General features: G+C 47.3%; 22 protein-coding genes and 1 pseudogene. 1 reads left to right on the forward strand and 22 read right to left on the reverse strand.

All coding sequences use genetic code 11. The features are described from left to right. Positions 1-460: 460 nt before the first annotated feature. From nadA to K8S19_12860, 18 genes are all read right to left on the reverse strand, one after another. Positions 461-1,387, reverse strand: a complete 927-nt coding sequence (gene nadA, locus K8S19_12775) for a quinolinate synthase NadA (GenBank protein MCD4814550.1) — start codon at positions 1,385-1,387, stop codon at positions 461-463. Positions 1,388-1,392: 5 nt separating this feature from the next. Then, a complete protein-coding gene (locus tag K8S19_12780; protein MCD4814551.1) occupies positions 1,393-1,806 on the reverse strand; it encodes an aspartate 1-decarboxylase in 414 nt (137 codons plus the stop codon). A 3-nt stretch (positions 1,807-1,809) separates the two neighbouring features. Beyond that, a complete protein-coding gene (gene panC / locus K8S19_12785) occupies positions 1,810-2,727 on the reverse strand; it encodes a pantoate--beta-alanine ligase (GenBank protein ID MCD4814552.1) in 918 nt (305 codons plus the stop codon). Then, positions 2,717-3,520, reverse strand: a complete 804-nt coding sequence (panB, locus tag K8S19_12790; protein ID MCD4814553.1) for a 3-methyl-2-oxobutanoate hydroxymethyltransferase — start codon at positions 3,518-3,520, stop codon at positions 2,717-2,719. Before panB ends, panC begins: the two co-directional genes overlap by 11 nt. A gap of 5 nt (positions 3,521-3,525) precedes the next feature. Next, positions 3,526-4,170 (reverse strand): deoxynucleoside kinase, encoded by a 645-nt coding sequence (locus K8S19_12795; GenBank protein MCD4814554.1) that lies wholly within the window; start codon positions 4,168-4,170, stop codon positions 3,526-3,528. 5 nt (positions 4,171-4,175) lie between these two features. Then, a complete protein-coding gene (folK, locus tag K8S19_12800) occupies positions 4,176-4,694 on the reverse strand; it encodes a 2-amino-4-hydroxy-6-hydroxymethyldihydropteridine diphosphokinase (GenBank protein ID MCD4814555.1) in 519 nt (172 codons plus the stop codon). A gap of 15 nt (positions 4,695-4,709) precedes the next feature. Continuing rightward, a complete protein-coding gene (locus K8S19_12805; GenBank protein ID MCD4814556.1) occupies positions 4,710-5,111 on the reverse strand; it encodes a hypothetical protein in 402 nt (133 codons plus the stop codon). Positions 5,112-5,639: 528 nt separating this feature from the next. Beyond that, complete coding sequence (gene dapB, locus K8S19_12810) at positions 5,640-6,443, reverse strand: 4-hydroxy-tetrahydrodipicolinate reductase (GenBank protein MCD4814557.1); 804 nt, start codon at positions 6,441-6,443, stop codon at positions 5,640-5,642. 7 nt (positions 6,444-6,450) lie between these two features. After that, positions 6,451-7,329 carry a 4-hydroxy-tetrahydrodipicolinate synthase gene (gene dapA / locus K8S19_12815; GenBank protein ID MCD4814558.1) on the reverse strand — a complete coding sequence of 293 codons (879 nt, stop codon included), beginning with the start codon at positions 7,327-7,329 and terminating at the stop codon, positions 6,451-6,453. 26 nt (positions 7,330-7,355) lie between these two features. Next, positions 7,356-8,186: a diaminopimelate epimerase gene (gene dapF, locus K8S19_12820; GenBank protein MCD4814559.1), complete on the reverse strand. Its 831-nt coding sequence runs from the start codon at positions 8,184-8,186 to the stop codon at positions 7,356-7,358. Continuing rightward, positions 8,186-9,466: a diaminopimelate decarboxylase gene (gene lysA / locus K8S19_12825; protein MCD4814560.1), complete on the reverse strand. Its 1,281-nt coding sequence runs from the start codon at positions 9,464-9,466 to the stop codon at positions 8,186-8,188. The genes dapF and lysA overlap by 1 nt, the downstream gene beginning before the upstream one ends. A gap of 375 nt (positions 9,467-9,841) precedes the next feature. Next, the gene (locus K8S19_12830) at positions 9,842-10,510 is read right to left on the reverse strand and encodes a hypothetical protein (protein ID MCD4814561.1); all 669 of its coding nucleotides are present in this window, start codon (positions 10,508-10,510) and stop codon (positions 9,842-9,844) included. Positions 10,511-10,710: 200 nt separating this feature from the next. Beyond that, on the reverse strand, positions 10,711-12,006 hold the full coding sequence (locus K8S19_12835) for a hypothetical protein (GenBank protein MCD4814562.1): 1,296 nt from the start codon (positions 12,004-12,006) through the stop codon (positions 10,711-10,713). Next, positions 12,003-12,857, reverse strand: coding sequence for an acetyl-CoA carboxylase, carboxyltransferase subunit beta (accD, locus tag K8S19_12840; protein ID MCD4814563.1), 855 nt, complete (start codon positions 12,855-12,857; stop codon positions 12,003-12,005). The genes K8S19_12835 and accD overlap by 4 nt, the downstream gene beginning before the upstream one ends. A gap of 127 nt (positions 12,858-12,984) precedes the next feature. After that, positions 12,985-13,788, reverse strand: a complete 804-nt coding sequence (gene trpA / locus K8S19_12845; GenBank protein MCD4814564.1) for a tryptophan synthase subunit alpha — start codon at positions 13,786-13,788, stop codon at positions 12,985-12,987. Continuing rightward, positions 13,785-14,957 (reverse strand): tryptophan synthase subunit beta, encoded by a 1,173-nt coding sequence (gene trpB, locus K8S19_12850; GenBank protein ID MCD4814565.1) that lies wholly within the window; start codon positions 14,955-14,957, stop codon positions 13,785-13,787. Before trpB ends, trpA begins: the two co-directional genes overlap by 4 nt. Before the next feature lie 486 nt (positions 14,958-15,443). Then, positions 15,444-15,845, reverse strand: coding sequence for a response regulator (locus tag K8S19_12855; protein MCD4814566.1), 402 nt, complete (start codon positions 15,843-15,845; stop codon positions 15,444-15,446). Positions 15,846-16,198: 353 nt separating this feature from the next. Next, the gene (locus K8S19_12860) at positions 16,199-16,387 is read right to left on the reverse strand and encodes a hypothetical protein (protein ID MCD4814567.1); all 189 of its coding nucleotides are present in this window, start codon (positions 16,385-16,387) and stop codon (positions 16,199-16,201) included. A gap of 579 nt (positions 16,388-16,966) precedes the next feature. Here K8S19_12860 and K8S19_12865 point away from each other — a divergent pair. Further along, entirely contained in the window at positions 16,967-18,277 is a 1,311-nt protein-coding gene (locus tag K8S19_12865; GenBank protein ID MCD4814568.1) for a T9SS type A sorting domain-containing protein, read from the forward strand. Positions 18,278-18,289: 12 nt separating this feature from the next. Here K8S19_12865 and K8S19_12870 read toward each other — a convergent pair whose 3' ends face one another. The 4 genes and pseudogenes from K8S19_12870 to K8S19_12885 all read right to left on the reverse strand — a co-directional run bounded on the left by K8S19_12870 (position 18,290) and on the right by K8S19_12885 (position 20,745). Next, on the reverse strand, positions 18,290-18,829 hold the full coding sequence (locus tag K8S19_12870; GenBank protein ID MCD4814569.1) for a hypothetical protein: 540 nt from the start codon (positions 18,827-18,829) through the stop codon (positions 18,290-18,292). 66 nt (positions 18,830-18,895) lie between these two features. Further along, positions 18,896-19,252, reverse strand: a pseudogene (locus K8S19_12875) (cupin domain-containing protein). A gap of 84 nt (positions 19,253-19,336) precedes the next feature. After that, the gene (locus K8S19_12880) at positions 19,337-19,951 is read right to left on the reverse strand and encodes a phosphoribosylanthranilate isomerase (protein MCD4814570.1); all 615 of its coding nucleotides are present in this window, start codon (positions 19,949-19,951) and stop codon (positions 19,337-19,339) included. Then, positions 19,948-20,745: an indole-3-glycerol phosphate synthase TrpC gene (locus K8S19_12885; GenBank protein ID MCD4814571.1), complete on the reverse strand. Its 798-nt coding sequence runs from the start codon at positions 20,743-20,745 to the stop codon at positions 19,948-19,950. Before K8S19_12885 ends, K8S19_12880 begins: the two co-directional genes overlap by 4 nt. Position 20,746 lies beyond the last annotated feature (1 nt).

Here is a 20,746-nt window from a genome sequence, read left to right on the forward strand (position 1 = left end):
ATTGTCCGTCTTTTCAAATCAATCATCTTTTTTCCTCACGCAAAGGCGCTAAGATGCCAAGATCGCCAAGTCATTCTTTTATAATAAAATCAACTGCCTTGCTTTGCGTTCTTAGCGGCTTGGCGTGATGCCTGCTTTCCCTATTTCTTTTGACTAATTATTCTCGAATTCCATGCGTTTTTTTAAAATTATTTTGCTATAAATATGAAGATTACACCACAGGTATACATATTATTTTCAATAAAATAACATCTTGGAAATAATATACTTCAGGCGGCCGGTTGGATTTTAAAATCATGAAAGCCTTCGTGGTTGTACGTGATTAGCTTAATAAATCATCCCCGCACTGAAGTGCGGAGTATTCAGGTAACCCTCACCCTTTATCCCTCTCCCTAAAAGGGAGAGGGATGCGGTAACCCCGGACTAAAGTCCGGGAACTCCTTTGGTATATTGACTTATATCAGGCAATTCCCAGCATTGCGTCCAATGACCGCACAGCTTGTTCGCGGATTAATTCCGGAACCTCAATGGGATGCCGGCTATATTCCAAAGCGTCCGCCACATCTTCTAGAGAAGTCATCTTCATGGTTCTACAGATCATGCTTTCGGCGAGCGGATAAAATGTTTTGTGCGCATTTTCCTTGCGCAGACGAAACAGCAGACCGTTTTCCGTCCCGACAATATACGCCAATGACGGATCTGATTTGGAATAACGGACCATCTGCGAGGTCGAAAGCACGGCCGATGCCCGGGCGCATACCTCCGGCCGACATTCCGGGTGTACGGTAAGCACTGCTTCCGGATGCATTGCCATGGCTTGTTCCACCTCCGAAAGGGTAATATTGTTATGAGTACAGCAACTGCCGGCCCAGGGAATAATTTGCTTGGTGGAATGACTGGCCACCCAGTGAGCCAAATTTTTATCCGGGGCAAAAATAACCTCCTGCGCTGATAATGAATTAACCACCTGCACGGCATTGGCCGATGTGCAGCAAACATCCGCTTCCGCCTTAACCTCAGCGGTGGAATTAATGTAGACCACCACAGCGGCACGCGGATGCTCTGCCTTGGCATTGCGCAAATCTTCGGCAGTAATGGTATCCGCCAAAGGACATCCCGCCTCCTGTATGGGCAAAAGTACGGTTTTTTCCGGAGAGAGTATTTTTGCGCTTTCCGCCATAAAGGTCACACCCGCAAAAACAATCACCTCGGCATCCGTCTTGGCAGCCAAACGGGCAAGTTCCAGCGAATCACCAGTATAATCCGCCGCTGCCTGAACCGCATCCACTTGATAGTTGTGGGCTAAAATAACCGCTTTTCTGGCAGTCTTCCAGTGATTGATTCTTGCCAGCGTCTTTTCCACTGCCGGTACGGCCAGTGCTGTCATTTCACTCATACTTTTTTTCCCTTCCGCGCCGGCGGCAATTCACGATGGGGTCTTACCGACCCAATCCGTATTTCGGTGACCCGGTTTTTTTCATCCACAAAAGCCACGCGGGGTTTAAATTGTTTTAATTCACAATCCTCAACCTCGGTATAAGCAATCACAATAATCCGGTCGTGTTTCGAAAAGAACCGGGCCGCCGCGCCATTGATCCGCATCTGACCGGAGTCTTTTTTTCCGGCAATAACATAGGTTTCTATCCGGGCGCCGTTATCCAGATTAAGCACATGCACACGCTCATAGGGAAGAATATCCACCGCCTCACAAAGTGTCCGGTCAATAGTAATACTTCCCATATAATCAAGATGGGCGCCGGTGACCGTTGCCCGATGTAACTTGGATTTCATCAAACTTCTTTTCATAATTTAACTCCCTGACGGTACGTCCATTAAAATATTGTCAATCAACCGTGTTTTACCCAACACAACCGCAACGGCCACCAGTATGGGGCCGGCTAAAATATTCAAATCTTCGAGGGTGTCCGCATTTTTCGCTGCAATATAGTCTATCTCCATCAACGGTTCACTCTGCAGCCGTTTTCGGACTGCATCCAAAAGATCTTTGGGATTGCGCTCGCCCACCTGAAGCATCCCTTCCGCGAGTTTGAGCGCTTGATACACCGCCGGTGCCGCGCGGCGCTCCTCTTCCGTTAAATACTGGTTGCGGGAACTTTTGGCCAAGCCATCCGTTTCACGCACCGTCGGGAGCATCACAATCCCGCTTCCCATTGTCAAATCCGCAACCATCCGCTGAATAATCAATGTCTGTTGGAAATCTTTTTGGCCAAAAAAAGTTATATGCGGCCGCACCAGTGTCAGCAACTTGGCCACCACCGTGGTAACACCGGAAAAATGCCGGGGACGCGATTCCCCGCACAGCAACCGGGTCAAATTTTCCCCCACCAGGACCTGCGTGTTGAACGCATCCGGATACATTTCTTCACTCTCAGGTGCAAATAGCAGATCAACTTTTTCAGCGGTCAAAAGACGGCTATCCCGTTTGATGTCACGCGGATATTTTCCCAGATCTTCGGAAGGACCGAATTGGAGCGGGTTGACAAAAATTGAAACCACAACTTTGTCACAGGTTTTCTTGGCTTCCCGGATCAAGGCGATGTGCCCTTCATGCAATGCACCCATGGTGGGAACAAAACCTATCTTCTTATGATTGCAGCGCCAACGCTCCACAATCGGTCGTAACAATTTTTCAGTTGCAACCGTTTTTACCGTCTGGCTGCGCTTGGCCTTGGCAGCATCATTTCCCGAAACATTTTCAGCACCCATCATGGTTCCCTTCTTTTTCCGGAAACTGCCCGGTTTTTACTTCTTGTTGAAATGTTGCCATGGCTTTCACCGCTGCTTGGCCCAATTCCGCGTAGCGCTTAACAAAAGACGGTTTGTAATCACCAAACAGCCCGAGAATATCATGCGTGACCAATACCTGCCCATCACAGTCCGGACCCGCCCCAATGCCAATGGTAGGAATCGAGAGTGCTTCGGTAACTTCTCTGGCTGCCTGGGCCGGGACCTTTTCGAGTACAACGGCAAAAGCTCCTGCCGCCTCAACCGCCCGGGCATCCGCCAGCAACGTCTGCCTTCCGGCTTCATCGACCGCCTGTGTGCGGTACCCGCCCAGTTGATGGACTGCCTGGGGCGTCAATCCAATGTGCCCCATCACGGCAATATCCGCCCGAACCAGCGCACGAATAACCGCCGCCATATCCTCACCGCCTTCGAGCTTAACCGCATGAGCACCTGCTTCTTGAATCAGTCGACCGGCATTGCGCACCGCATCTTCGCTGCACACCTGATAAGACAAAAAAGGCATATCCGCGACCACCAAACACTCTCCGGCGCCCCGGACAACTGCTGCGGTATGATGCACCATTGCATCCATCGTCACCGGCAGCGTACTGGCATGACCCAGCATCACCTGTCCCAAAGAATCCCCCACCAAAATAACCGGAATTTTTGCTTGTGCCACCCATTGTGCCATTGCATAGTCATACGCTGTCAGAACTGCAAAGCGTTCCTGTTGATTTTTCCATTGCGCCAAATGACGTACCGTGATTGCCATGATAATCAGCCTTGGTATCCTGCGGGATTGTAATACTGGGTGCCTTTGCCCATGGTGCGGATCTGCTTGACGAGGTCATTTAAATCCTGGCGGCTTTTCACAAAATCAATATCATTGGTATTCACCACCAGCAAAGGTGTTTCCTGATAATGAAAAAAATAATGATTGTACGCCTGATTGAGACGTTCTAAGTATTCACGGCCCAGTCCCTTCTCAAAAGGCCGTCCGCGTTGGGCGAGCCGTTGCATCAACACATCGGTTGACGCTTGAAGATAAATCACCAAATCAGGTTTTAAAAACTTCTCATGCAGCATCGAACACAGCCGCTCGTATAAATTAATTTCATTTTCATCCAGGGTCAAATAAGCAAAGATACGGTCTTTGGTAAAAAGATAATCACATACAATGTTTCTCTGAAAAAGATCGCCTTGTGCCAAATCATGCTGCTGCCGGTAACGATTCAATAGAAAAAATATCTGGGTCTGAAATGCATATCCCCGCATATCCTGATAATATTTTTCCAAAAAAGGATTCTCCTCGGCAGCTTCCAAAACCAAGCGCGCCTCCAGTTCCTTGCTCACGCTCTCACACAGACTGGTTTTGCCTACACCCAAGACACCCTCAATAACAATATAGCGATTACCTTCCACAGCCTTCACTCCTTATCTGTATGGCACCAAGTGCTTCCACGGCTGATTTGTTTCACGCCGTCTATGGCAATCCCGTCCCTTAATGCCGCAATCGTTTTACCGAAAAGCGGGTGGCGAAAAAGCGGTGCAATCTCAGCCAAAGGAACCAGTACAAATGCTCTTCGGGTCATTGCCGGATGGGGTATTTTCAATCCGGATTCATCAACCACGTCTTCATTATATAATAACCAGTCAATATCCAATCGGCGGGGCGCCTTAAATTTTTCCGGCATGCTCCCGGATTTTTTTTCAAGGTCCAACCCCAGCAACAATAATTCCCGGGGCGTCAATGACGTCTCCAGGCCGACCACGGCATTAAAATAATCCGGCTGCTCATTCGGCACATCCACCGGGACTGACTGATACAGTGAAGAAATTTCCGTCAGCCCAAGGGCGTGATGCCGGGCCAACGCCCGAACCGCCACAGACAACTGGTCTGCCGGCGATCCTAAATTAGCGCCCAATCCGACAAAAACCTTATTCACGTCTACAAACCATACTCAGCCTTTATCACCCGAGCCGGGTGTTTCGTGCAGTTCTTCATCCACATACTCCGACTTCTCAAAAAATGTCGGCCGGGCGACCTTCCAGTCTGGATAATGCTTTTCCATCCATTCCTCGGCAGCTTCCTGAAGTGTCAAGGATGACCCTTTTTCCAGTTTGCCTGCTTTGACCAGATTCTCGGTCTGGAGCCATTTATAATTCAATATTTCCTGATAAATATTCCGGGCTTCAGGTTCGGGAATGGTTTTTCCGGTCAAACCGCTCAATTTCAAGGTATACTGGCCGTCTTTGATCGGCTCAATCACTGCCTGCCAAACATTATTTCTGATTAATTCCACATCAACAATCCCGTATCCCAGCATGGTAACGCCTTTTCGGTCCAGTTTAATTGCAGTCATATTCTTTCTCGCCCTTTCTTGCCGTTTATTCCGCCGCTGAAAGCCAACCAGCCGGCTAAAGAATAAAACTTAGGATACCAAAAAAAACCCAAATTCCGCTATTGTTTTTTACGCTTTTTCTTTAAATCTCCTCTCGCCGGTGCCCAATTACTAAAAACATCGTTATTCGTAGTAAATATTAATTTTATTCATTCGAAAACGCAAATCTGTACAATTCAACTAAATACTGCTTGGCAAATATTTGTGCTTGACCCTTTATATCGTATCTCGCATGAATAAAATTAATACTTACTACGAATACTTACTGCTTGAATTTTTTGCAGACGCTCCAATGCCCCCTCTTTCCAGTAGGGGTTAAACTATAATTTACCAACACCGAATTGTCAAATCACCCGGGGAATCATTTTCAGCGTTGGAAAAAAAGGTTTTGCTTACTAAAAACCATTATCCAAACAGCACCTAATAAATATCTCCGGTGATTTTTCGCTTCCAATGCTGAAAATGATTCCCCGGGTGATTCGCAACACCTTATTGAATCCCTAAAACATCCCGCATATGGTAGAATCCTGCTTTTTTTCCTTCAAGCCAGGCTGCTGCACGGGCTGCGCCACGGGCAAAAACATCCCGCGAATGGGCCAGATGCTTAATCTCTATTCTTTCATTCGGCCCGGCAAATAGGGCGCTATGTTCTCCCACAATATCACCGGCCCGTACTGAATGGACCCCGATCTCGCTTTTTTTTCTGGCACCGATCATGCCTTCTCTGCCATAGCGGACTGACTGACGCGGGTCCAACCCCTTGCCGCGACCAATAGCCTCCAACAGCGTCACCGCCGTACCGGATGGCGCATCTTTTTTTTGATTATGGTGGATTTCAACAATCTCGGCATCATACTGTTCTCCCAAAAGACGCGCTGCCTGCTCTGCCAGGCTCCACAGGACATTGACCCCGGTTGAAAAATTCGTGGCATACACGACCGGAATTTTTTCACCGGCTTTTTCCAGCATGGCCAATTGGTCCTGACTGAATCCAGTGGTTCCGATCACCAAAGCGCATCCACAAACCTCGGCATCACGGGCAATACCAATGGATACTTCCGGCGCAGTAAAATCGATAATAGCATCGCAGGCAGCCATCACTGCCGACGCAGAATCAGTAAGCATCACACTGCAAGCATCACACCCGGCCAACACACCGACATCTTGTCCCAATGCCGGGTGATCATTGCCCTCCCAGGCACCTGCCAAAACAAGACCGGGATGATCACAAACTGCGCGCACCAATGCCCTGCCCATTCTTCCTGCTGCTCCTGCAATCCCAATTTTCATCATTGTCCTCCTACGCGATCAGGCCGAAAACACTCAGGGCTGATTTAATTTTTTCCCGGGTACTCTCTGACACAGCCACCAGCGGCAAACGCACCTCACTTGAACAAAGCCCGAGAATTTCCATGGCAGCCTTCACCGGCGTTGGATTACTCTCTAAAAAAAGCGCCTTAATCATCGGCAACATTTTTTCATGCAATGGCAGCGCTTCACTGAATTTCCCGGCGTGGCACAATTCAACAAACGTCGAGGTTTGTTTAGGCGCAATATTCGCAATCACTGAAATAACCCCTTTCCCTCCCACTGCCATAATCGGCAGCGTAAGGGCATCATCCCCGGATAGAATGGAAACTTTTTCATCCAGCAAGAAATGCAACCGGCTAATTTGTTCCAAATTTCCTGAGGCTTCCTTGACACCGACCAGCAACGGACACGCCTGGGACAATTTCGCAATTGTCTCCGGCAGCACATTAATTCCGGTCCGGCCTTGAATATTATACAGCACCAAAGGAAAATCCGCTGCATCGGCAATACTCATAAAATGGCGATACACGCCATCCTGGGTGGGCTTATTATAATAAGGAACAATCTGGAGCGAAACACTGGCGCCGGCTGCTTTGGCCGCCTTGGTCAATTCAACCGCCTCCGCCGTATTATTGGAGCCGGTTCCGGCCATCACAGGAACGCGGCCGGCCACCAATTGAACCGCCAGTTCGATAACATGATGGTGTTCAGCCACGCTCAGCGTTGCCGACTCACCCGTGGTCCCGCAAGGAACAATCACCTGCGTTCCATTTTCAATCTGAAAATCAATCAGTTTTTTATACGCCGCCTCATCAACCTTTCCGTCGCGAAATGGCGTAACAATGGCTACCATGGATCCTTTTAACATGTTCCCCTCCTTGATTCCTAAACTATTTAAATCATCGCTGCTTCGGGTGTAAGCTCTCCCCAATAAATCAGTCGGGCTTCTCCACGCTGAAAGACCTCGTGAAACTTGTCCCCGGTCTTTTCAAAACGCATTTCCAGTTCAATCCCGCTATGTGTTTTTACTTTCACCGGCGACTCGACCCAGCCCCGGTGGGCTGCTGTCAAAACACATGCTGCTGCGCCGGTTCCGGATGCCAGTGTTTCCGCTTCAACCCCGCGTTCATAAATGCGAAACGCGAGGGCATGCCGGTCAATCACATGACAAAAATTGACATTGGCGCCGTCAGGACGAAAAACATCATGATACCGGACAGTCCTTCCGGTTTGATCCACATCTTCATTTTCCACTGAATCACTAAAAAAAACCGCATGCGGCACACCGGTATCTGCAAAATCACATCTTCTTACCTGGTCCGGTAAAACCACCTCGATATCCTGTTTTACTTCCGTCGGTGGAATCATCTTCAAATCAACCTGAATACCATTTACCGTTGCTTGATAAATACCGGCCTGTGTTTGAAAAACCACTTGCTCACCCTCCGGCTTCATCCCCAGCAACACTGCAAAACGCGCAATACAACGCGCACCGTTTCCGCACATCGCGGCTTCTGAACCATCCGCGTTAAAATAGCGCATTTCAAAATCAACCTTCTCAGATCGAGAAAGTATCAACAAACCATCCGCACCCACAGAAAGACCACGCGCGCAAACACGACGGATAAATTCACTGCCTACATCCTTCACATCACCCTGGCGATTATCCAGTACAATAAAATCATTGCCCGCGCCGGACATTTTCGCAAAATGCATTGCTCCCATTATTTCTTGCTCCTCAGCACTTTCTTTCGCCTTACAACCTGCAATTCAGGCTCGAGAATATCCTCCATCGTCTCTCGCGGCCGAATTAGCTGTGAGCGGCCGCCTGAAACCAATACTTCTGCCGGCCGTGGTCGGCTGTTATAATTAGATGCCATCACCATACCATAGGCCCCTGCACTGCGGACGGCCAAAAGATCTCCTGCCGCAACTACCTGAAGGTGTCTGTCTTTCCCGAGAAAATCGCCGGACTCACAGATCGGACCTACCACATCGGTCAGCACTTGCTTGCCGCCCCGCTTGGTTGTCACCGGAAGTATCTGATGAAACGCACCGTATAAACTGGGCCGAATCAGATCATTCATACCGGCATCAACAATGGCGAATAATTTCCGATGACCCTTTTTCACATACTGTACTTCCGTCACCAGGATACCGGCATTCCCCACAATGAATCTTCCCGGCTCCAAAATCAGTTTACACCGCAGGGGTTTGATCAGTGGAATGACGGCCTGGGCAAACTCATTGGCGGTCTGGGGTCTCTCTTCGTTGTAAATAATACCCAAACCGCCACCTAAATTGAAGTAGCGGATATCAAACCCTTCCTGCCGCAGCCCTTCAATCACCTTGCGCATCCGTCGGATGGCCTGGATATAGGGTGTTGCAGTGGTAATCTGCGACCCGATGTGCATATGGACACCCACCGGCTCAATATGCTTGAGCCTGCGTGTACTGCGAAAAAGATCCATGGCCAAAGGAATGGAAAGCCCGAATTTGTTCTCCTTTTTCCCGGTCGTAATATATTTATGCGTCTTGGCATCCACATCAGGATTAATCCGAAACGCCACGCGGGCGATTGTCTTCATCCGCTGTGCGACCCGGTTAATCAAACGCGCCTCAGGTTCGGATTCAACATTGAACATAAGAATTCCAGCCTGTAATGCCGCCGCAATTTCTTTTTCCGTCTTTCCCACACCCGCATAAACAATTTTCCCGGCCGGAACCTTGACCCTCTGACCCCTGACCAATTCTCCTTGCGAAACAATATCCAGGCCGGTTCCCTGGTCCGCCAGTAACTTCAGGATGGAAAGATTGGAGTTTGCCTTGACTGAATAACAAATCAACGGATCAAGCTCAAAAAATGCACTTTTAATTTTCTGAAAATGCGAGAGTATCGTACGCCGGCTATAAACATACAAGGGTGTTCCGTATGTTTTGGCCAATTTGGCAATTGAAACCTCTTCACAGAATAAAACGCCCTTTTGTCTGATAAAATCGTCCATAAACGCTCTCCTGACCATTCAATTTCACCGCTCATGTCACGCAATTAAAGCCGGCGAATTCACGGCCAACATATTAAAAATTAAAGGAAAATGTAGCATAAGAAAGGGTGGCTTGTCAATGTAAGTGCATCGACTGCGAGGGGGAATTAACTGTCTGAAAATACGCAGATAAAAATCCACGGGTTTACACCTGTGGTATTTTTGTCGAGAGATGTTCGCCCTGCCCCAAATACGGCAGGATGTCGCACCGATCATCTGAAATATCAATTCGGTGCTCCACCTTCAATCGGCGATATTTTCAATTGCTTCCTCGATGGACTTACCCGGCATACGCCGGGCAGACTGTCCATCGTGTTCGCACTAGCACGATAACGATTAGAAATCGCGGGCAATACTGAGGTGTTGTATCTGGGTCATATCTGCGGCAATTTCGTAATTAACTTTACAGCGCCAATTAGAAAACCGGAGTCCCGTTCCCATGGTAAGACCTTCATAGATATCGCTGCTATTGCTAAGACGATACTGGATGGATGAATAAAAACTCTGATTCCAATCAACTTTGGAACCCAGTTGAAACCGCATGACATTGTCAAAGGGGACTTCAACTTTTGCTTGCAGTTGTACATTGGGTCCGATCCTTAAAAAGGAATCCATTTCAACCTCAATGGGCAGCAAATAGCCGCACTCCAGATATTTATTCAAGTCTTCGTCAGCATAAATACGCATCTCGGCAGTAAAAGCTTTCTCAGTGCCGTGGAGAAAATCCTGTAATTCAAATTTGAATCCGGTTTGCATGGTATGCGTTTCAATTGCCAACCATCGGCCGGCCATATTGCGCAACATCTCATCACGCAGATAATAACGAAGATATTCCTGCCCTCGACTCAGCAGGTGGTGCCTCTGTGCTTCAGAAACTTCAACCTGATCACCATACAGGACGGCTTTTTGAATGGCCAATGCCTGATAAGATTCTGCCTGGCAAAACTGACAACCTGCAAGAATCACTCCGGCACTCAATAAACTGATAAAAAAAGCTTTTTTCAAAAGTTTAAACCCCCGCTTTTTTCCTAACCATATAATTATACGTGCCCAAATCAGCCCTGTCAAATATTTCAGCAGAAATTATTCCCTCTCTCCACTTGCGGGGAGATACCCAAAATTCCGGCGCAAAAGATTGGGATGGAAGGATATATTGATATACTAATCAACGTCCCGGATCCCGAATCCCTATCTATTTCTCCGTTTCACATTGCCTGCACGGCTTGACGTGCTTTGTGCAAAATATACAATGAACCGGTGATCAAAATTGTGTCCTGCCGGCTGATCTCCTGCCAGGCCAACCCCAGGGCCTGGCGAAGGGAACCCGCTGCCACTGCCGGTACATCGTATTCCTGAAAAACCGTTGCCAGTGCCCGGGCCGACATCCCGCGCTCATCCGGCGGGGTCACTGTCCAGACCTTGCGGGCTACCTTGGCGTAGCTTCGAACCATATTCCGTACCGCTTTATCCTGCATAATACCGACAACTAAATAAATTTTCCTTTTTGCCGCCATCCACCCGTGGATTGCCGCAGCGGCAGCTGCCGGGTTGTGGCTGCCATCCAGAAAAACTGCGGGTGCTGTGTGAATTTTCTCCATACGCCCGGGCCACACCACCCGGGACATCCCTTTTGCCAAATCCTGATCAGAAACCAGATAACCGGTGCACGTTAAAATTTTAATTGCCAAACACGCCACTGCGGCATTCTCCACTTGAAAAATACCGCTTAAGGGAATTTTTATTTTAAATATTTTTTTTTGATAACCAATCGTCAGCAAAAATCCCGACACCCCGGTGCGACACCGCATAATGCGAAGTGTATTCTGCGATGAATGCCCCGAATAAAACAAAGGGATTTTCTTTCTGTGTGCCGTCCGGCAGATAATTTTCCGCAAATCCGAATCTTGCACCCCTGAAACCAGGGGAATTTGTGTGCGCGTAATGCCGAGTTTTTCTTTACAAATCGCTGCGTGGGTTTTACCCAAATACTCCGTGTGCTCCAAGTGAACATTGGTTAAAATGGTCAATATTTTATACTGCCAAACCGTTGTGGCATCCAACCGGCCTCCCAGACCCACTTCAAGGATGACCAGATCAACCTGCTTCATTTGAAAAACAATTGCCGCCAAAACAGTCCAGGCTTCAAATATCGTGGCTGGATTGCCTTCTTTTTCCAGACGTTTAAGTGCAGGCAGCAAGCAAGCGACTGCCCGTGTAAAAACGAGGGCGGATACTTTCCGACCGTCAAGCATAATGCGTTCCCGCTCATCATGTAAATGGGGTGAGGTAAAGCTGCCTATGCGGTATCCTGCCTGACAAAAAACCGATGATAACATCGCTGCCACCGATCCTTTTCCGTTGGATCCGGTGATATGAACGGCAGGAAAAATCTTATCCGGAGAGCCTACCCATGCGAGTAATTTTTTCGTGCGAAAAATACCCGGCCTGACAGCCCGGACAGTATGGCGTCTGAGCCTGTCTCGGGCCTGCGTAAAAGTCATTTGGGAGAAAGTGTGAGCAATCGGGAAAGGGTATTTTTCATGTCCTGGCGCTTAATGATCATATCAATCATGCCGTGTTCTTGAAGGAATTCCGCCCTTTGAAACCGTTTGGGCAGCCGTTGGCGGATGGTCTGCTCAATAACCCTGGGACCGGCAAACATAATCAAGGCATTGGGTTCGGCAATAATAATATCACCCAGCATTGCAAAACTGGCAGTAACCCCGCCGCCGGTCGGATCGGCTAATACGGAAATAAACAACTGTCCAACACTCGAAAGTTTGGCCAATGCAGCGGATGTTTTGGCCATTTGCATCAGCGAAACAATCCCTTCCTGCATCCGGGCACCACCACCGGAAGCAGATACAATCACCACCGGTAATTTTTCTTTGATACAGCGCTCGATCAACTGCGCAATTTCTTCGCCCAGGACCGAACCCATGGACCCTCCCATGAATCCAAAATCCGTAATTGCCAGTCCGGTCTTGACGCCATTCATTTTACAAATACCTGCTATGACAGCGTCATCCATATTGGTTTTTTTTCTGCTTTTTTCGAGTTTTTCCTGATACCCCGGGAAGGCCAATGGATCATTTGCCCTGATTTTACCCGATGTTTTTTCAAGAAATTTTCCGTTATCTGCTAAAAGGGTAAAACGATCATGGGCTGACATTTTAAAATGATTATTGCATTTGGGACATGTGTGCTGATTTTCCGCAATCTCTTTATTGAAAATAATTTCGTTACAAGAAGGACAGCGCGTCACTAAATTATCCGGAATCCCGGCTTTTTTGTCCTTTTGTGGAACACGAACTGTCATATATTTGGGTTTTTTAAACCAATCCATCTTAATGCCCGCCTAAACTAAAGTTTTTTGCGTTTTTTAATCATTTTTACTTCATTTTTGATGAAAAAAACAACCCCTATCCACACAGGGTGTAATAGGGGTTCATTATCTTAGCAAACTCCTGATTTTTTCTCTACCCCTTTTTTACGGAGGTGACCATTTCCCTGCAAAGCCCGGTCAACCGGGTCAAAGAAATCTTATCCGAGACAGCACCCGCCATGGCACTGACCATGGCACTGCCGACAATAACGCCATCTGCCATGCCGGCTGCTTTTTTCGCCTGAGCCGGTGTAGAAATTCCAAAGCCCACCAAAACCGGAAGCGCGGTATACTGCTTTACCTGCTCAATGCTTTGTTTGAGATCTTTGGGTAAGTGGTGACGCATCCCGGTTGTGCCGGTCACGGAAACATAATAAACATATCCTGTGCTGGTATTGGCCACTGCCTGCAACCGTTCCGGGGTGCTGGTCGGTGCTGCAAGAAAAATCGTATCCAGGTCCTTCTTCCGACAAGCCGCAACCCAATCTTCCGCCTCATCCGGCGGCAGATCTGGGATCACAAATCCATCCACGCCGGCACCGAATGCATGCGTTGCCGTTTTTTCTGCGCCATTGCGAATAAAAGGATTCAAATATCCCATTAGAATAATCGGCACCGTTGTTTTCCTGCGAACCGCTTTAACCATCTGCAATATTTTTTCCAGGGTTGTCCCTTTTTCCAAAGCACGCTGGGAAGCTTGCTGAATCACCGGCCCCTCGGCAATGGGATCGGAAAACGGCACCCCCAGCTCAATGGCATCCGCACCCGCATCCGCCATGGCAATCACTGCTTTTCCAGTAAATTCAAGGCTGCGGTCACCCGCTGTAATGAATGGTACAAATAATTTATTTCCAACCGCACGCTCCTTGAGCAAACGATTCAGTAAACGCACACTCATGCCAGGTCCTCCGGTTTCAAATCTTTGTCTCCCCGGCCGGACACATTAATGATAAGCAACTGGTTTTTTTTCATTTTCTTCGCCAATTGCTTGGCATAGGCAATCGCATGCGCACTTTCCGTCGCGGGAATGATCCCCTCTAACTTTGCCATCTCCCTTTGCGCTGCCAACGCCTGTTGATCCGTCACAGCAACAAAGGATGCACGCCCACTCTCTTTGAGATCCGCCAATTCCGGCCCTACACCGGGATAATCAAGTCCGGCTGCCACCGAGTGTGTCTCCCGAATCTGTCCATGCGCATCCTGAAGAACATAACTCCGGCTGCCGTGCAATACCCCGACATGTCCCCGGTTAAGCGGTGCTGCATGCTGCCCGGTTTGCAACCCTCTTCCGCCGGCTTCTACGCCCACCAACGCAACTTTGCTGTCCTGGATAAAACCGGAAAAAATTCCTATGGCATTGCTCCCGCCCCCAACACAGGCAACCACTGTATGGGGTAAACGACCGGTCCTTGCCAAAATTTGTTGTCGCGCCTCTTTGCCAATCACTGATTGAAATTCACGCACCATGAAAGGATAGGGATCAAATCCGGCTACGGTTCCCAATAAATAATACGTGGTGCGGACATTGGTAATCCAATCGCGAATAGCTTCATTCATGGCATCTTTTAAGGTTTTGGTGCCGCTGTCAACGCGATAAACCTCTGCGCCCAAAAGCTGCATACGGTAAACATTTAATGCCTGACGCCGCATATCTTCAGTCCCCATATACACGCGGCAGGGAATGCCAAACCGGGCACAGACCGTCGCTGTGGCGACACCATGTTGGCCGGCACCGGTTTCTGCAATAATTCGCTTTTTCCCCATGCGGACCGCCAGTAAAATTTGGCCCAAACAATTATTCAATTTATGGGACCCGGTATGATTCAGGTCCTCGCGTTTCAAGTATATTTTCGGACCGCCCCATGCCTTTGTCAGACGCTGAGCATAATCAATCGGCGTAGGTCTCCCGGCATAATAACGCCTAAGCTCATCCAACTCTTTTCGAAACTTCGGGTCCCGGTGAAAACGCTGATAAGCTGCTTTTAATTCCCTGATTGCCGGCACCAATACCTCCGGCGCATAGCAACCTCCAAATACACCAAACCATCCCTTGTGCACTGTTGTCATAAATCAATACCTTTCTTTCCTGTTTCAAAAAATTCCCGCGGATACAACCCTGCCGTAAAACTATATTTTTCATAGTACTCATATTTATATAAGCGATTCGGTGTAGGCATTACAAATCAATACTTTTCCAGGATCCAATTATTATATGGAATATCAACGGCATTGCAATAAATTTATTCCTCACGGCGAACACATAAAAACATTGCTGTACAAATTAATCGAGCATCCTGTTTTCTATTCGCCCTAAACACTTGTTTTTAAAAAAAATTGATACTGTACCCATCCGCCAGAGCCGGACTTGACGATAGAGTCCACTGATGTTCCACCGAACGTATGGTGCGTCCTGCACCCGGCATTCGCCCCCGCATACGCGGGGCAAGCTGGGCAAGTCCGCCGGGCAGGCTGCCTATTGTGTTCGCGCCGGCACGATAAAAATAACACTAAAAAATGTGGTCATCCGGCGGGGTTGGTGTTTTTTCAGAAAAATTAATTTCCAGCAGGTGGTTCACTGTCGGATGTGCTATGTTTGTGCTTTTTGAGAATCGCCTCTATTTTATTCCGAAGATAAACAATATCACAGGGCTTGGCAATGCATTCAATGACACCCAACGCCTTGGCCTGGTGTTTAACTTCCTGACTCAAGTACGCTGAGACCAGAATAATTAAAGACTTGTTGTCCGGCAATCTTCGGATCTGTTTGACCATCTCCAGTCCGTTCATCTCCGGCATCGCATAATCAGCAATAATCAGGTCAGGATTGTGATCCCCGGCTTTTTCCAGTCCTTCCTGACCATCGCGGGCAGTCACGATCTGATAATCGTCCTCTAATGCGAGTACCATAATTTCCAACAAACCAGGATGATCATCAACCAACAAAATGGAAACCATTCAAATTCTCCGGTGACTGATGAATAGATTTTTTCTTCAATAAATCGGCCGCACAACTTCCCTCATCATACCCAACGAATGCGGACTTTGTCCAGTACCGCTTTTAAAAATCCAATACAGCCTTCCCCGTCCTTGCATCTATCCACAGTTGTCCCGTCCTGAACAAGCAAAGGAGGCACCTCCAGCATGCCTCCCTTGCTCCCCTCAGCCTTACTATTACTTCAACGCCGGTATGCATGGCGGTAAACCAATACTTCCCGGAACAATGTCGACCATCGGGATCAATTTCCCTACTCTAAAAAAACCGGCGACCCATGCTCTGATAAAAACCCAAGGTTGCGGGTGTTAAGTAATTAATTGAAGCTATTTTCTTTGGTATAAATATATATTGGTGTGATAAATTCCTGCCGACTGTCTTGAGGTACTTGTTCCCTTACTACCGTCCTTGCGTTTCGTTCCATAGAAACATTGTTTTTTTGCAGAAGCATGATTAAATAAGCAGGTGCTCTGCGTTTTTTTTTGAATAGATTTCGAAGAAACATGACATCCTCCCTAACAGCATTCTTCTTTAAATAAATGCATTTTTTATGCCAAGTTCAAATGACCCTATTACTATATAAAATAGACCCCAAACAAACCACAGTGCCGAATTATGGTACACTTTTTTGATACTATCTGTTTTTTCAAGAAAAATTAGTGTACAGATTTTTATAGGTATGATGAATTTTTATACATGATTTTTCCCAACACTGACTCCGTTGGACTATCCGGAGTCTCCTGATTTACTCTCCCGCACACACTGTCTTCTATTCGCCCTAAGCGATGTGTTTTCTTGGTACGTCTCTCCAGATATGCTGATGGGAATTATTTCGATTTTTCAAGAATAGCTGAAATAAAACAAAAAAAATGCAATATAACTCCGAATACACCGCACCCACCAGCAAAAACCATATAACTGCCGAGAGCACCCTGCCTTTATATAGTCGATGCTGAAAAAGCCAACCGCATGTACCTTGAAGCAGTATTTTTTGTGCATTTATCCTGAATTGTGGCATAATATTGCACAAAATAGCAGCGTCGTTTGTATCATCGAGATAATTTTATTATCCAGAGGCATCGCATTGAAAAAAAATGTCCTTTTATGGAAAATTTGTATTTTTATTTTAGCAATTTTTATCTGCAGCCTACCTTCCCAGGCATTTCAGGTGCAGGATTCCGATGTCTGGTATGATGACTTAACCGGAACTGCCATGACCAAGCACCCCCGTTGGACTGATGAAAATGTCAATACCCTCTTTAGTCGGACGCCTTCCTATATGTTTGTCTCTATGACCGCCCAAACCAATGCCACCGGAAGTATAAAATCTTTTAATATTTCAGCTGATTTTGATTTCAATGACACACTCGAAATGAAAATTGTTGAAAATGAACCAAGAGTTAATTTCCAATGGAAGGTACAACTGCGGGGAATGAACGGTTCAAACCCACTTAACCTCCATGCGCTACACGACCTATCGGGTGCGAATGGCGTCTTTTCTTTCCCCATCCAGAAACTAACCAATTGGCGCGGAGAAAAAGAATTTCGGATTGAAATCAATTTCGAAAATTCAAATACGGTTGCAGCACATCATTACACGCTTTTTGATTATTTCAGAGTTTACCAAAACACCACGGAGCAAATTTACTTTTGGCAGGATGATTTCGACCACAAAATGGAAATAGGGCTTGAGGTAAACAATTGGTGGGACAACGAAGCTTTTGCCTACAACGAAAATCAACATGCTGTCATCCGGTATGCAGCTGAAGGTGCGCGGGTCCATCTCACCGACAACACCTCCGGTTTAGTGCGCAGTCCCGGCGTTTATTGGGATACACAAAAATATTATATTTTTGAAATGAATATTGTTGATATCCAACCGGGTGTAAGCGGAAAAATTATTTTACTCCAGATTGACGACTACGAAGTCAACCAAAAAATCGGTACTTTTACCCGCCCAGGCCGTATAAACATTGATCTGCGTACCTTTCCTGATCTACCCTGGCAATCAGCCCATATGCTGACGGTTGAACTCCATATCACAGGCAGCCCGGGACAATACTATACGCTTGATTACATCGGTTTTTTGGCAGACAAACATCCCAAACCCCTGCCCACCGCCACCCCGCCGGTCTTTCCCAAGGGATGCTATGCTGTTCCCAATCCATTTATTCCCAGTCAAGCACCCGTCCAGTTCTTCACTCGGTTTACGAATATCCAAGAAACTTATCAAATAAAAATCATAAACCTTACAGGACGTGTGGTACGCACTTTGACTACTTTATCCTGGGATGGAAAAGATGAGCAGGGCAATCTTTGCGAGGGCGGAATTTATATCTATCAGATCACATCAGGCGAAAAACGGGTCAGCGGCAAAGTGGTTTTGATACATTAAGCCGACGGTTCTTCAAACATAACGGATATGCCACTTTATACCGTCCAGAATCATTTCCGGCACAACCTCAACTTTTTTTAAACCCGACATCATTCCCATGCCGGTAATATAACCGCCGGTTGATTCATAAATACTCACCGGCATATGCGCAAACTTTTCCACAACAAACGCAAGCTCCTTTTCACCAATCCTCTCCACATGCGCCTCGCCGGAATCATGATAGGTCTGCCATAATTTTGCAGCCTGCTTCATAAAATATTCCAGACTGATAATTTTAACAATAATTTTATAGATGCCATTAATATTGTCCCGGGCCAGTTCAATACCGAATTCCCTTAACGCCTGCTTTTCAGACATGCCGGGATATAACACCCGCGTAGCTTTGGTAATAAAAGCACTTACAATCTCAATGGCAACCCAGGACACACTTATGGTTCTTTGATAGCGTACCTTTTCTTCCTCTGATAAACTGGATAGAAATGCCTGCTCCACACCTTTTTTTTGCAACAAACTTCGCATAAATACTATACCGGTTCCCTTATAGCTCGCCATTTTCCCTCCTTGTAAGAACACCCTAACTGACAATAGTCGCTTTTAACTGCATGCATAAATCTGATATCAATCCTCGGATTTTTCCCAAATCATGACCAACATCATCTTAAAGGGCACCTCGACCTTCAGCCGGCATAATAATCATCTCTCCGGTTTTGACTGTCCGGGTATCCTGTTCTATGGTAATGGCCGCCTCTCGCCATCAAAAATATGTACAAAAGCATCATACGGCGAGGTGTGCTCACTAAGACCCTGGCCTTGCGCAAAAGCAAAAACAGTAATATTGCCAATCGTCTTATCCAAAACCGTCTTACTCACCACCGCACCGTCTTGATACTCAACCAAGTTGGTTAAATTAATTGCTTCCCGATAAAAATCCACAGGCTTACCCGGCACTCGGCATTCGCCGGGCAGGCTGCCCATTGTGTTCGCGCTGGCACGATAAACCGTTGACACCTTTGCCGCCTCCTGTGATTTCACCTTTATTCAGCCTGCGGCCGCTGTCAATCAAGCTTTTACCATCTGAATCAATTGCTTCATTTTTGCATGGTTCTTTATTCCCGGCCGAATTTCCACGCCCGAAGAAACATCCACCATATAGGGTTTCATTTTTATCAACGCTTGCGAAATATTTCCGGCATGCAGACCCCCGGATAAAATTACCGGTTTGCCAAATTTTTTCAAAGTACGGGCAAACCGCCAATTTGATAATTGGCCGGTCCCGCCTGCCTGACCCGGAACAAGGGCATCCACCAGATAAGCACTTGCCGCCGAGGCGGGATCTTTTACCGGCAAGGATGCGTCGGGTTGCGGACGCAATGCTTTAATCACACGAGACCAGGCAAATTTTTTCAAAGTTTGGTTGGATTCTTGTCCGTGAAACTGAATGCGGTCCAATCCAACTGCGTCTACCACCGCAGCAATCCATGCCGGATCCTGATCAACAAAAACACCGAACCGCAAAACATGCACTGGCAATACCCGGACGAGCGCGGCCGCCTGACGAATTGTCACCTGCCGCAGCGAAGGTGCAAAAACAAACCCAATCGCATCCGCACCATAGCGAACCGCAGCCCGGGCATCACTCACACGGGTGATGCCGCAAATTTTAATACGGGTCATAATTTTTCTGCAGCAATAATAATATCCTGAATAAGGGATGCCGGTGCCTTATGACTCACCAAAGCCCGTCCGATTAATGCTGCACGCACCCGGTCCGACGTTATCTTGGCAACATCTTCCGGCGTTTTATAACCACTGGCAGCGATCACGAGATTGTCCCGCGGCACTGTTTTGGCAATCCGGTCTACGGTCAACATATTCACTTTCAGTGAATTCAAATCACGATTATTGATTAAAATAACATCCGCACCGGCACGCAAGGCGCGTTTCAAATCCGGCACACAGTGTACTTCCACGACCGGTGTCATGCCCAGGCCGCCGGTCATCTCAATCATACGCGGTAATTTTTTATCCGGAATGGCCTCGGCAATTAATAAAACCGCATCCGCCCGGGCAGCGCGTGATTCATACAACTGGTATGGGTCGACAATAAAATCCTTGCGCAAAACCGGCAAGTTGGTATATTCCTTGACTTCTTCAATCATGGAAAGCTTGCCGCCGAAATATTTGATATCAGTTACCACAGACAAAGCCATCGCGCCACCCGCCTCATAGGCTTTGACTAATTTTTCCATCTGAATCCGCGGTTTCCAGGACGGTGACCCGGGAACTTTTTTCTTAATCTCTGCAATCACACCTATTCTCTGTGAATTAAAAATAGCTTCCCGGTAATTACGCACAGGAGGTAATGTCAGCATCTCATTGAGAAGCTTTTCAAGAGGTGCTTTTTTTTGTGCTTTTTCCACCTCCGCCTGCTTTTCTTTGACCACTTTTTTTAAAAATGCTTTTGCCATG

The sequence above is a fragment of the bacterium genome, from assembly GCA_021108215.1.
In the GTDB taxonomy this organism is placed as follows: domain Bacteria; phylum Oederibacteriota; class JAAXVQ01; order JAAXVQ01; family JAUVAV01; genus JAIORK01.